Annotated in this window: 11 protein-coding genes; 2 read left to right on the forward strand and 9 right to left on the reverse strand. The window is 39.7% G+C overall.

Annotated elements, in window-relative coordinates; all coding sequences use genetic code 11:
* Positions 1 to 36: 36 nt before the first annotated feature.
* The 4 genes from ACSQ8P_RS31405 to ACSQ8P_RS31420 all read right to left on the reverse strand — a co-directional run bounded on the left by ACSQ8P_RS31405 (position 37) and on the right by ACSQ8P_RS31420 (position 5566).
* Positions 37 to 1155, reverse strand: coding sequence for a Ger(x)C family spore germination protein (locus ACSQ8P_RS31405; protein WP_056617736.1), 1119 nt, complete (start codon positions 1153 to 1155; stop codon positions 37 to 39).
* Entirely contained in the window at positions 1152 to 2225 is a 1074-nt protein-coding gene (locus ACSQ8P_RS31410) for a GerAB/ArcD/ProY family transporter (protein WP_056617733.1), read from the reverse strand. Before ACSQ8P_RS31410 ends, ACSQ8P_RS31405 begins: the two co-directional genes overlap by 4 nt.
* Entirely contained in the window at positions 2222 to 3649 is a 1428-nt protein-coding gene (locus ACSQ8P_RS31415; RefSeq protein WP_436238774.1) for a spore germination protein, read from the reverse strand. Before ACSQ8P_RS31415 ends, ACSQ8P_RS31410 begins: the two co-directional genes overlap by 4 nt.
* Before the next feature lie 132 nt (positions 3650 to 3781).
* Positions 3782 to 5566 (reverse strand): glycoside hydrolase family 35 protein, encoded by a 1785-nt coding sequence (locus ACSQ8P_RS31420; protein WP_436238775.1) that lies wholly within the window; start codon positions 5564 to 5566, stop codon positions 3782 to 3784.
* Positions 5567 to 5772: 206 nt separating this feature from the next.
* Between ACSQ8P_RS31420 and ACSQ8P_RS31425 the strand changes: the two genes are divergently transcribed.
* Together ACSQ8P_RS31425 and ACSQ8P_RS31430 are read left to right on the forward strand one after the other, a co-directional pair.
* Positions 5773 to 6681 (forward strand): AraC family transcriptional regulator, encoded by a 909-nt coding sequence (locus tag ACSQ8P_RS31425; RefSeq protein WP_436238776.1) that lies wholly within the window; start codon positions 5773 to 5775, stop codon positions 6679 to 6681.
* 251 nt (positions 6682 to 6932) lie between these two features.
* On the forward strand, positions 6933 to 7082 hold the full coding sequence (locus tag ACSQ8P_RS31430) for a hypothetical protein (protein WP_436238777.1): 150 nt from the start codon (positions 6933 to 6935) through the stop codon (positions 7080 to 7082).
* 425 nt (positions 7083 to 7507) lie between these two features.
* Here ACSQ8P_RS31430 and ACSQ8P_RS31435 read toward each other — a convergent pair whose 3' ends face one another.
* The 5 genes from ACSQ8P_RS31435 to ACSQ8P_RS31455 form a co-directional block, all read right to left on the reverse strand.
* Positions 7508 to 9124, reverse strand: a complete 1617-nt coding sequence (locus tag ACSQ8P_RS31435; RefSeq protein ID WP_436238778.1) for a hypothetical protein — start codon at positions 9122 to 9124, stop codon at positions 7508 to 7510.
* A gap of 526 nt (positions 9125 to 9650) precedes the next feature.
* Positions 9651 to 10412 carry a hypothetical protein gene (locus ACSQ8P_RS31440; RefSeq protein ID WP_436238779.1) on the reverse strand — a complete coding sequence of 254 codons (762 nt, stop codon included), beginning with the start codon at positions 10410 to 10412 and terminating at the stop codon, positions 9651 to 9653.
* Positions 10413 to 10692: 280 nt separating this feature from the next.
* Positions 10693 to 11622, reverse strand: coding sequence for an AlbA family DNA-binding domain-containing protein (locus tag ACSQ8P_RS31445; protein ID WP_436238780.1), 930 nt, complete (start codon positions 11620 to 11622; stop codon positions 10693 to 10695).
* Between the two features lie 182 nt (positions 11623 to 11804).
* On the reverse strand, positions 11805 to 12305 hold the full coding sequence (locus ACSQ8P_RS31450; protein WP_436238781.1) for a hypothetical protein: 501 nt from the start codon (positions 12303 to 12305) through the stop codon (positions 11805 to 11807).
* Positions 12306 to 12392: 87 nt separating this feature from the next.
* Entirely contained in the window at positions 12393 to 14270 is a 1878-nt protein-coding gene (locus ACSQ8P_RS31455) for an ATP-dependent nuclease (protein ID WP_436238782.1), read from the reverse strand.

Consider the following 14270-nt stretch of genomic DNA (forward strand, 5'->3'; position numbering starts at 1 on the left):
TTTAAAGATACCGGGTATACTTTAGGAAACCTACTCTTAATTAATAATCCCATGGGAAACAATTTCAACTTTCATCGAAACTTGAAATTTCGCCTTCGGATATTCAGTCTCCCAGTCCATCTTTTTCCATTCATTTGGATAAAAAGCCATCACATCCCTCGCAATACCCAAAGCGTCGGAATTTGCCTGCTGAAGCTGCTTGCATATCCCATTGGCCTCTTTTGTTATGACCTCGGAGAATTGCTTATTCAATTGTTCAACCTTTTGTTTGTCGGCTAGGTCATTCTTTGCATATTCAATGACTCTTCCCTTCATTTTCAGGTTGAGTTGAATCTGCACTTGCCCCTCCGCGTCAATCCAGACCTCTTTTTTTCGCTTTAAGTTCGATATGTTAAGTGCTAAATAATCGGAGGGTTCGTCTTTTTCATTGGCAGCTTCCTCCTCAATATCTCTTGTGATCACACAAATGTCACCTTTATCTCCGTTCATTAATAGATACAACATCGATTGCTCTGGCGATAAAGAATAACCTGTATACTTGCGTTCATGCACAAGAGCCAATCCGTCAACCACAGCTTTATCAGTCTCCTTTCTTAGAATCGGAATGACGGGATCTCGCCCTGAATCATGCAGCATGGGATAGAGTGAATGCAGCGTCATTGAAGGAATGATCGTTTCATAGCTAGCACTCCTAAGGATTTTTCGCAAATATTCACCTGCCGTTGCAGACCCAATTCGATCGAGGCGAATCAAGTCGCCAGCTTGCCCGCGAACAATAGCCACTTTTGCAAGCATAGGAACATTTGAAGTCCGAAAGGACGAGTCCAGCATTTGCGCTAAATCTTTTTTTGCCACCTTCTCCCCGAGCAGCATGACTTGATTTTTGGAGGTACCTATCGGGCCTGCGATTTGCAACCCAATTTTTTTGAATAACGCATCTTGCAGCGTATGTCCCGATGCCGTTAACACCTCATGGACGGGTGCCGTTCGTTCCTTACCACCAGGCGATTGAATGGTTACGGTAGTGACGATATCCTGCTGATCGTTCATATCAATCGAGGCTGCATAGATGAGCTGCAGGTTTTTGAGCTCATTTCGATAGTTGCATCCTGATAGTATTAGGAGACTAAGGCAGCTAATCACTAATTTTCTCATATCGGTGGCATCCGTCCCCTTTCCCCGCTCAGCCAGGCTACCAGTAGGAGCACGATCGGAATCCCGAAAATAATAAAGCTATCGTATTGAGTGATCTGCTCTAAGAACTGGACTTTATTCTCCGATCGCCAGAATATCCCCGTTAGACAGACAAGTGGGACCAGATAGTAAATCGCTTTACTGTGCTCATTTCGATGAAATAAGTACCCCAATCCCTTCCCTGCACTGTAAAGATAACTGATCTGTGTTGACGTTACTTTTACCAGCCAGATAGAAAGAAAAAGAAGATCCAATCGTTCTAGAAACGGCAAGGAAATTCCATTGAGATAGTACGGCACGGGCTGCGGAATGTAGTTAATCGATTCCGGACTGAAATTTGTATAGCAGATGAGAACTATGATCAGAAAGAAGGCGGTTGCCAATCCATTTGCCCACAGAATAGGAGGAATCAAGCTCTTTCCTTTTGCTTGAATATCGGAATTCAGCACTAAAACTACTTCAAATCCCAAAAAGGATAGCAAAGAGCTTTTTACTCCCAACAATATGGCATGGAGCCCTTCTTGCCCAACAGGCAATAGATAGCGGTAATCCATCGTGCTAAAGTTCGTCATCATGATCGCCAGCATCACAAAAACTAATAGAGTAATTAACGCATTGTAACGGGCAATAATCCGAATATTCTCCTTGGCCATGTATAAGCAAACAATAAAATTCGCAACGATGACGAGCCCGGGGTTCGTGTGGGGTAATATCCATAACTCTACGAACGTCATTTCCATCAATAAAATCAGACAGCTCGTAAAGGTAAAATGTAAGATATATACCATATTAATCACATTCCCGAAGTATTTGCCCACAATGAGAGGAACAAATTGATATAGATTTTGTCGGGGAAATCTCTGGCATAACAATGCGTATGCTACCAGAATGAGTTGGACGCAAGCTCCAGCCACAAGAACTGAAATCCACCCATCTGCACCCGCGGCTTTATGCAAATCATAAGGGAAAGAAAGCACAGCGATACCGATCTGTGTTTGCAAAATGAAGGCAAATAATTGAACCCTAGTCATGATGCCCTCCTATCTGACGCTTTACGGCGGAAGATCCGTTTTGGCAACTGAACAAGCGTAGTCAGAATGCGTCTTGGTTCGAAAGGCGTGAACGGATAGAAATAAGGCACACCGAATGTTTCGAGTTTACTTAGATGCATGAACAAGAGACAGAAGCTAAAGGCAATACCCGCAAAACCAAGCAGCGAAGATGCAAGCATGATGGGGAAAGAGATAAGCCGAATAGCAAGGCGCATTTCATGGGAAGGCATGCTGAATGAAGCGACTGCTGTCAATGAAATGACAACAATCATCGTCGTTGAAACCAAATTGGCATTCACAACTTCACTTCCAATCACGAGACCTCCTACGATAGACAGCGTAGCTGCGATTGATTTCGGCAATCGGATCGCGGCTTCCCTGAGCAACTCTAGCACGGTAATCATGAACATCGCTTCCATGAGCGGATTGAATGGGATATTTTCCAACGAGGCCTTCAATGAGAACACCAAATCAATCGGCAAGATATCAAAATGATTCGAAACAATGGATATATATACGGACGGTAGCGCGATACCGATCATAACGCTGATGAACCGGAGGAATCTGAAAAAGGTCCCATTCCACCACCTGACATTAAAATCATCTGCCGCTTGAAAAAACATAAAGAAGGTTACAGGAAGAATCGTCGCGAACGAACTTCCGTCTATGAGTAGTGCGATACGTCCTTCCATTAAGTGCGAAACAGTCGTGTTGGGTCTCTCGGTTAACAGCAATTGTGGGAATGGCGATAAATGACTGCTTTCCAACCGATCGGTAATTTGTCCAGACGATTTAATGAAGGTAGCCTGATTCGTGAGCAGGTTGGCGATAATATCGTCAACAACTGTCATGTCGGCAATATCACACATGTATAACAGCTTTACGTTCGTCGGGCTTTCGGAGCCTAAGGTGAAATGCCGCTCAACTAGGTTCGCATTTTTCAACCGTTGGTGGACCAGCTGCCCATTGATATAAACGTCATCCACGAATCCGACATGTGATCCGCGAATCGTTTGTTCATTTTGTGGTTCACCCACAGTATTCACGACTCTTGCACTTGCATCTACCAATACAATATTCATTCTTTGCTCCAACAGAATAGCGCACTTACCTTGAAGCATCCCTGCTGCTGCAGTCTTCAAATCGGTGACAATCTCAATATCCAAAATAGGAAGTATATCCTCAAGACGGCCTTCGTGAGATTGCAGTAACGGTTTGAGAATGTCTGATTGCAGCTTATCTGTATCTGTAATGGTTGATAAATAAAGAAGACTTCCCCTTAGGCTTTGCATGGTGAATTCCCTGGAGCGCACATCGTCGGAAGAATGGAAATACTGGAATAGGTTTTGTATATTCGTCTCGATCTCATCAGAGATCAGAAGAGAATCCTGCTGCATTTCCATACCGCGTCCTCCGTCCAACTACATTTCCGTTAGTATTTACCAGTTTCGCGAGATTATCCAGATACAGCCATGCTCTCACCAAAAAGCACCTCCAGCCGCAATTGCAGCCGAAGGTGCTTCGTATTCTAGGTATTAACCCAAATCAGGCGTATCTATCAGTTCAATGATGGCATTCTCCGTATGGTGCAGTTCCAATACGATGATCTCATTGCGCCCTACTTTTAGTAGAGGAGCTGGCAGATATAACGTGTTTTGGGGGCCTTTGTCCCAGAAGCGGCCGAGGTTGAAGCCATTGATCCATACGACGCCTTTGGACCAGCCTGCCAACTTGACGAACGTATCTCCTGTTCCATCTACAAGGAATTCCCCGCGATAGAGGGTCGGACGATCTATGAATTCGCTATCCACGCTGACTCCTGATAAGTCTTCTCCTGTCGTCTGAACGAATGGAACCGCCGCTATATTGTCTAGTGGCAGTGGATGAATCGTCCAGTCAAAAAGGAACTGATTATTCATTCTCACGCCTTCTGTGATCCCTTTGCAATCTCGAAGCCGCGGACCGTAATTAACGCGTCCCATGTTCTCGACGACGATTTCTAGTTTCGCTCCCCCAGCAGGAATGTCCATTTGGAGTGGACGTGGATCCCAGCGTTCTACCGTACCTTGGTACACGCCATCTAGGAAAACTTGCGCACGATCGTGTACCTCTTGCAGGTGCAAGCTTTCGCCGATTCGAGGCCCGGATATCTTCGTTGCGTAGACGATGAAACCATAATCTTGTCCGAGATGCTCCATCGACACCGGATAGGTACGCTTGACTGGTTTCGTCAGATACGCCAAAGATTCCAGCAAATCAGCCTTTTCCGTCAAAGCAATTTGCCCATAGCTTTTCTTCTGAATTGGCGCAGGCAGCGCGGGAAGTTCCTCTACCGGTATGCCCAAATGGTTGGCGATTACCTTACGCACACCGCTATATTTCTCCGTCACATCACCGCATTCGGACAAGGGTGAATCGTAATCGTAGCTAGTAATTGTCGCTTCATACTTCTCTTGATAGTTCGCACCGTTGTAGAATCCGAAGTTTGTCCCACCATGGAACATATAGAAATTAACCGAAGCACCCGCTCGCAGCATCCGATCGAACACATCCGCGACGTCCCCAGCGTCCCTCGTGTGATGGGGCTTCAACCAGTGGTCAAACCACCCGTTCCAGTACTCCATGCAAAAAAGCGGCTCATCCTCGCGATATTGACGAAATTTCTCGAAAGCTTCTTCCGGCTGTGAGCCGAAATTAACCGTAGCCAGCGTCCCCGGCACCGTTCCGCCTTGCAGCATCCCATCCTCGGGACCGTCTGAGGTAAACAGCAGCACGTCCACACCACGGCTAATTAGGCCGTCTCTTAAATAGGTTAAATACGCAGTATCATTCCCGTAGCTGCCATATTCATTCTCGATTTGCACCGCTAGAATCGGCCCGCCATTCGTGCTCAGCAGTGGCTTCAAACGAGGAATCAACTCATCGTAATAGCGATCGACTTTTTGCAAATACATAGTATCCATACAACGTAATTTCATCGAAGGATATTGAAGCAGCCAAGCCGGCAGTCCACCAAACTCCCACTCCGCACAAATGTAAGGACTAGGCCGCACGATCACATGTAGACCAAGGTTTCCTGCCAGCTTTACGAATGCCTCCACGTCCGCAAGGCCGCTGAAGTTGAATTCACCTTCCTTCGGTTCATGCAAATTCCAAGGTAAATACGTCTCAACCGTATTAAAACCGCAAGCCTTCAGCTTTAATAAACGGTCTTCCCAATAGGCCGGTACTACGCGGAAATAATGAATAGCTCCTGACAAAAGTTGGATAGGCTCCCCATCTAATAGAAATTGCTTACTTCCCGCTGTTAAAATCGCCACGATGATCCCTCCGAATTATCCGTATGAATGTTCTTTATTCTTCTCTCATCATCGCTGATTCCTACCGTTCTACTCAATCTCCAAATAGCGCAAATTCTATACCAAATGTGCCAAAGGATGCTATGATAGAAATATTAAAACCAACGAACAAACGCGAACTAGAGTCATCAATACCACCAATCGAACACGAACTGGGGGCAATCCGCATGGAGGATTTATATAGGGATATTTACCGTTTTCCGAATATGATTCAGACGCTGCAGGTCGTCGGTTGTCACTTTGGGTTGCAGCCCCCAGGGTGGGCCTATCCGAGGCACCATCATCATTTATTTGAGCTGCTGTACTGCTCGGAGGGTGAAGTCTTGCATGAGATCAATCGCCAATCCATCACCATGTTCGCAGGCGACTGGCTGCTTATTAAGTCTGGTGTCCGACATCAATCCGCCAACCCCTCAGCTGTGCATTATGGATATTTTAATGTCCATTTTGATCTCGACGATACGGAAATTCGCAGTCTGCTAGCGGCAACACCCTTCCAGCTGATCCGTCAAAAGCAAGCCTCCACGAGCAAGCTTCGCAGCTACGTAGGTGAATTAGAAGCCGTTGTGGCGCGCAACCGGCTGTTAGAGCAAAATGCTGAGCAGGCTGGGTCGTCTCAGCTGCTTTTTGAAGATAAGCTGCTGCTGCAGTCCTACACGCTGCTCATCATTCATGACGTGCTCGCGCTGCTTCGCGCCCAGCAGCACACAGAAGTGAAAACAACGAACCGCGATGCGTCGTTGTTCTCAACTGACGTCGCCCACGCGATCGAGGAGAAGCTGTCGCTTGGTCTCGGCGAGGAAGCCTCCGTAGCAGGGATCGCCAAAGAGCTGAACATGAGCCGCAGCCAATGCAGCAAGCTGTTCACCAAGGTGTACGGCCTATCACCGCGCCAGTATCTCAGCCAGCTGAAGCTGAAGCAGGCCAAAGAACTGCTCGTTACAACGCACCTGTCGATGAGCCATATTGCCGACAAGCTTGGCTTTCAATCCGCCAGCCACTTCTCGCGGCAATTTCGCCGCTGGACAGGTCAGTCGCCAAGCGAGTTCCGGCCGAAGCACCATACGGTGCAGTAAGCTGGCACGCTTGGCGCGCAGTTAGTCGGTAAAACCGACTAACTCAGGCTCTTCTGCCTCGCTTGGCGCGTAGTTAGTCGGTAAAACCGACTAACTCAGGTTCTTCTGCCTCGCTTGGCGAGTAGTTAGTCGGTAAAACCGACTAACTCAGGCTCTTCTGCCTCGCTTGGCGAGCAGTTAGTCGGTAAAACCGACTAACTCGAGCTCTTTTGCCTTGCTTGGTGAGCAGTTAGTCGGTAAAACCGACTAACTTGGGCTTTTCTGCCGTGCTCGGCGACTGTAAGTCGATTTATTCGACTTACAGCGGCTCCTTGCCGCGTTTGGCGACGAGTAAGTCGATTATATCGACTTACTCGGCACTGCAGTCCCATCAGCAGTCGATTACGCAGAAAGGCCAATAAGAGAACGGGCTACCGTTCCTCCTATTGGCCTTTCTCTGTCTTTCTCTTTGCTCTTTACTCTTTACTCTTTACTCGCTGCTCTTTAGTTACTACTCTCTACTCACTACACATCACTTATGAGTAACGGTTATAAGTGAGACAGAAAAGCACCCGAATGGGTGCTTTTTACAACGTCCACTTGAGATATACTCTAATTATAAATAAGATTTATCGTTGTAATTACAATTATAAACAAGATTTGTTGTAGTTAATGCTAATTAGGTTTAATAATTAGCTTATTACTTAGCCAATGAATTTAATACCTTGCAATTTGATTAAATACATTTAAGAATAGTAGTTGGCGGATGACTCCTAGATGGAACAGAGTCTCTCGAAAACCACCACCAGATAAACAGAGTATATAGGCGCCACGTTGTTTCCTCCAATTACCACTCGCGCTCAGCGCTAATAATTTGTAACTCACCTTTAATAATATCGGGATAATGCTTTGACAAAATTTCATATCGAATTAAATTCGGCTGTGAATTAAAGACTAATACCGAGGGAAAGTAGATACTGGTATTCTGCTTAATATAGTTAAGGTTAAATGTCAAAATATCATGATGATCATCTTGAAAATAATCATAACAAAATATATTTCCAAGCAATTGTTTGTAATTTTTCTTCTCATTTTCAACTTCGTCAGCGTATGATATATTGTAATGTTTTAGTGAGGGAGGAATTATTTGATAATCACTATATTCAGTAACTGAACTTGTTTTTTTGGGTTTGAAGATTGAACCAATATATCTATTTGCCTCTACTACAATACTAGCTTCTGGAATAGGAAGTTTTGTAGAATCACATATACATCCCTTTTTTAGGTATAACTTTACATCGACATCCTCATCGTATCTTGATCCGAAGTTTGAGAGTGCTAATTCAAGATAATATTTCGAATCAATTGCAGAAAAGTAATTTATATATTGCTGATATTCATTTATTTTCCATTTCAGTTGTTTTAACAGTTCATATTTTCTTTTTTCATCATCACTACCAGATATATTAATAGATGGATTTGTACCTAGTGGACCTCCACCAAAAGGTTGTTGCTGTTTTGTTAACTCTCCAAAATAGAAGAAATCGAGCTCGTCATGCATATTAATATTTTGTTCCATTGAATATTTCCTTATCTCATGCTTAAACTCATTGCTAAGTTCTACTTTTGAGGATGGAAATATATTATTTATGCCCTTTAATTGATCTTTAAACATCAAAGCGAGTTCTCCAAATTTACGATTCAATTCAGGATTTAACTTGTTATTAATAGCCACTATTTCATTTTTCGTATTCTCATTTGTTTCAACTAATTTTACAGGTAAGACAATTCTTTTTATATCCTCGAATTTCTCCCTTATTATATCTTTTAATCCTTGTATAAACTGGGAATTCGAATAATTCTTAATAAACAACTTTGGTTGTTCAGAAACTTTACCATTCACTACTCCACTAATTGACATTTTGCTTTTCGTAGTGATCGTACTATCTTTGTCAGTTAATAACCGTACAAAATACAAAGAGAGATGATTCAAAAAATCTTTTTTGAAATCATTAATATTTGAATAGGTTCCATAAACTCCTTTATCTTTGTATTTATCACGAAATGACAATATCTTTTGATATTGGTTATTATCTATTTGTGAAGGGTTAACTGCGCAATCGCTGAAATACAGAAAAACCTGTTTCCCACTTTGTATGAGTTTCTCAATTTCTTCCTCCGTACCCGAACCATATTGATCTGTAGGAGTGCCAAATCTTGTCCAAAATACAGCAATTGCTGCATCACAACCAAAAACAAATTGTTCATTTAATAATTCTTGTGGACGACCACCTGACTCAGGAAAAGAATCCGTAGACCAATGCTTTGCGACTATAGAAACATTATTGGCGGCTCCAAACATTCGGTTGAAACTATCAACCGTTTCTTTTATTATTTCAAGTTCTTCTTTTACATCTGAAGGGCAAGACACCAATAAATCATATTGCGTCACATTTCTTGCCATAATTATTTCCTCCTATGTGATTTATTAATTAAGTTTCAAGTTGTAATTGTAACGATCAGCAATGAGGTATCAACACATCCCCCATTTTCTATTTACTGGAAATAAATAAACACTAAGATAAATATTGAAATACCCAAAATAAGTTCGAAATAAAATTCTCACTAATAAGCATCATCTTCTACAACCTAACAAAAATCGAATGTACGTTCTCACATTTACTATAGCAATTATCCTATTCCTAAACAACCAAAATATTACAAAATTAAAATGGACCCTTAAACACCATCTACTCTAATGCTTTATTTTCGCTAAACGCTAGGATATTTAAGTATATTCGTCTTCATCTCATGTAGTTTTTGCCTATTTTTAGTGAGTCTGCTCCACACAAAAAGGCTTGTAAATCATGTGTTCTCTCAATTTAGCGACTACAAAAAAAACACTTCCCTAAAAAAATGTCCGCGGGAAGTACTTTTGCAATTTCTAATAAAAATAGAGCTTGATTATACACCAGTTCTTTGTGAATTTTTTATTCACTAGGACTACGTCGAAATTCAAATTCTGCTTGTACATTCATATTTATTACTTTAAAATACTCTGATTTTCCTTCAGTAGATTTATCTCCTAAAACTAACATATCATTTTTAAGACTTTTTATAAGAAACATTTCTGTCCCATCAGCTAAAGTAGTTATAAATAAATCAGGTTGCATCTTCTTTACACCAAAACTTTTAGGAATATCATTAGTTGACACACTGAATAATGGTATAGGCATTAATCCAATAATTAAGAAATAAAATATATCTGAGATCTGAAACGCATTATACAAATTAGCTGTTGAAATAATTATAGCACATGTCCAAAAAGTAAATACTGACATAAAGCTTAACGCAAGTATACTAGAAATCCTTTTTACATTTACAAATTGATATGGTGCTTCTCTAGTTGATTTTTTCCATTTATATACTCGGAGAACAACTAAAAAAATAAGTGCAAATACAGTAAACAAACAGGATATAGTTCCACAAAACTCTACTAATATTTTAATTGAAGTAGAACTTAAAGAGATCCAGGAAATCAATAATAGAAAAGAATAATAAATAATCCATCCAAAAACAGTTTTTATTGAACTATACCAATTAACTTGTTCTTTGGGTAAAAAAATTTCATCAATACTCTTCAAAGAAAAACTAGAGATAACAGTACGTATACAAATAATTACACCTAAAACTCCAAGTATTATTAAAGCAATTGGATTGTCTATCAAGTTTGCAAGTAAATTAGTACCCATTTAGATCCAACCTTCCTGACCCTTATAAATTTATAAATAACTTTTAGTATTTGACTTCATTAATTTCCGCTCATAAATCCCCCTAATTTTTACCCCATACTTTTTGGTGTTACTAATTAGCACTTATTGGTAATGTTACGAAAATTGAAAAACAAAGTTTCATTTCGTAATAAAACAACAAGAAACTCCCTACAAAGTCAAAAAACCTTGATTTAACAAGGTTTCGTTGCAGATACTTTCATGTTGTTAAACTAAGGAGTAGTTCACGCAAAATATTACATCATCCTTCTCTAATTGATATTCTTTCTATTGCTTTCATAATGGCCTGTTCCGCGTAAGAAATACTTCTTTTGCACTGGTCTACCTCTTGTTTTAAATAAAGATTGGGAGGTATAATCTGCGTTAATTCACCCTTTTCAATATTTTTATCCCATTGAAGAAACCTTGGCCATTTTGCTGCGGAAAGACATACATTTCTAAATGCAGCTCTAGTCGATTTTACAGCAGCGTGGTATGTTTCCATTTCGTCAAAATCTATTGTAGAAATAAGCCCTGATTTCACTATAGCTTCCCATGCTTCTAAAATAAGATGATTTGCTAATTCATAAGCTGGCGACCATAATTCTTCTATTAATGGGCCCTCTACAACTAATGACTTCAACTGCCAAAGTTGAGCTTGGATATATCGAAACTCTTGTTCAAGAAGATACAAATATGATTCCTTTATTTCGGCCTCTTTCCTTTTTTTATAGCGATCTTCGTAAATGTTCTCCAAGTCAGTTCGAATAATGAGTTTCTGTTGGGAACCTCTACGTATATATGACATTCCTCTTTTAAGCGTTCCACAGTCTTTTTTCATCATATAAGGCTTATTTTCACACGGACCAATAGTGAATACACCAAGATTATATTCATTAAGACGTATGGGATCAAACCGAAAATTAAGTTGTGGTTCGATGTTTTCTCTGACTAACTCCTGATAATTTGCATCATCTATGTACTCTTCAATTGAGTGAAATGAACGTTGCCCGTCACTTAGCAATTTCACTCCAATAATTAAGTATCGTTGGCCGTTTACTTCTGCATTAGCCATTGCAAGCAAATCTTTTAAAAAATCTTCTTTTTTGTTTTGTTTTTTCTCGTAAGAAATCATTTTAAAATCTACAGAAGTATGTTCGTTCTCAAATTGAATAATATCTAATAAATCCATTTAATCACTTCTTTTCTAATTTTATTAGAAGTTTTTCTACATGGCTGCAAACTGTCCCCTAACTAGTGATCCTCTCTTCAGAGTTGGTATAAACATTATTTCGTTATTCCCCTTGTAATAAACCAAGAAAAAAAAACGCCTCATGTTAAGGCGTGAAGAGATTTCCATAAATTATTTTATTCTCATTGTTTACTAATTTCAGCAACTGCAAGATCAATAATTTCTTTGGCTAACACCATTTTCCGAAGCGCTTTGTAATAGCCATTAACCAGTATGAATGCAAGAGAAAATCCTCCGAATAGACCAACTACAATTAGGAACAAGAAAACAAATCTTGGTATGCCAAGATAAATCAAAATATTGTTTACTGTTACTGAATTTACAATCCATGCTAGTAATATTGCTGTGGTCATACAAGTGATTGCAACCAAAGAGGAAAATGGAGTAAAGTTTTTTTGTGATTCAATTCTAGAGTTCAACATAGATCGAAAGTAAATTAATTTGGATATTTCTATAATAGATCCGTTTTTAATTTGGTCAATAGCGAGTTTTATTCCATCGTACACTTCGTCAGATTGACTATGAATACTATTAATTTCTTTGACTACACGTTTAACTTCATTCCTAATTGAATTTTTCTCAACTTTTGGAGTTACTGTATCACAGTCTAATGGTAATGCCATGTTTTCACCCTTTTTAATGATCGTCTATTTTGCTGAGCGCCACAGTTTCACAAATACCTCCGAAATATTGCAGACCATTAAACACATTTAAATTGCTCCGAAATAATTAGCACGTTTAATATGTTCAATAATATCTGCAATATTCTTGCTTAAATCATCTGCACCGTAGTGCTCAGTTTGCCATCCAGCAACTACAGCTTTGGCAATACCTGCTTTTTTCTTTGAATAATCGTTTGATATGTTTGTTTTTTGCCCCAATGAAAGTGGGGTATCATCTTCAAAACTGTATTTATTTGCATAATAGCTATCGAATGGGATATAAGGGGTAAATACAGTTCCATCTAGTGAATACTTTAGATTTTTTCTTTCTTTTTGCCCATCACCGTTTTCAACAAACATAAATTTTCTTACATATAATTCAGAAAACAAGATGCTATCCAGCAAAACTTTTGGTACATAGTTTTCTATCTCTCTACCGGAGGTTATCCAAATATGTACATAATCCCGTAGGCATCGCCCATCATAGAATGTCATGTTAGCCACTCGTTCAACTAACTTAGTAACTCTTTCCTTAAGTTCATCATTTTCGCTACCTTTATCAGAGTCGCATATAATAATCGAGTATCTACTTGTCTTTAGTAGATTTATATACTCATCATCATCAATAAGGTCATAATTAGCCAAATTAGAACCGCCATACATAAGGAAGCTATAATGTTTTCCCTCAACCAATTCAGAATTATCCGTAATCCATTTTTTGACGTATGTCCGATCACTTGGTCCCTCTACCCATATAACAGCATTACTTTGTAACAATTGTGATGGGCGTATCCCAAGTTCATCAAGTAACCCGTATTGTTGCAACACCTCAGTACAAGGTATTATCTTAGACGCATCTACAGACTTACGGTAAACCCTGTTGATGCTCCAGTTATCATTCACCTGGTCTATTAATATTGAAGAATGTGTTGTTATAAAAAAACGGTGATTTTGGAAATTTGTTTCCATTATTTTCACTAGTTGGATAACAGCCTCAGGATGCAAGTTGCTTTCTGGTTCTTCTATAAAAACATTAAGATGTCTGTGTCGATTTAAATAGAGGTATGAAAGTAACATAACTAATTGAGATACTCCAGTACCCATGTTTTCAAAAGAAGCCGCTATTTCTTTAGTTCCTCGCTTTATATAGAATCTTAATTTATCATTAGTAGGATCTAAAACCACCTCTGGTTCAAGAAGAATGGTTCTTAACCAAGCCTCAATATGTCCTTTAAACTCTCGCCATTCACCATCTTGTTCATTTCGTACCTTGATTATTTCTTGAACAATGTTACTACCATCAAAGTCACTTTCATTAAATTCCGACCTGTTCCTAGAATAATGTCTTACTGGGTCAACAAAAACTAAAGTATCTAAAAATGCTTTCCAATATAAAACCGTGTCCTGTGGATATCCTATTCCTTCTACAACGTTAATAAACTGACCTAGCATAGGATTAAGAATTTTGGGATTGTTTTCTTGAAATTCCTCTAACAAACATTGGCCATTTTCATATACAACAGAAAAACATGACTTTTGTTCATTTACTTTGTGGTGTGCTTTTAATTGAATATCCTTCGATAAATGTAATGTTGGCGCATTACCATCATTCTTAAACCCATGAATTTCTTCTAGTTCTAATTTGCAAACAATGTCGGAACCTTCCTCCGCCCAAGTATCACTATTACTATAAGCAGAAGGTACACAATTAAGAAGATCGTAATGGTCCAGTTCATTTCTTCTCACTTGTCTTGGCGTTGTATTCCTCACAATGCTCCTTATGTGAAATAGGTACTTAAACAAGTTTGATTTACCTGAATTGTTTGGTCCGATTATAATATTTATTTTTCTTAGATTTTCAAGGGTAACTCCATCCGTTCCAGAATAGGATCTCCAACCTTTAAGTTCAATCGACTTAATATTCAT

Source organism: Paenibacillus sp. LjRoot153 (assembly GCF_964253085.1).
Taxonomy (GTDB): domain Bacteria; phylum Bacillota; class Bacilli; order Paenibacillales; family NBRC-103111; genus Paenibacillus_E.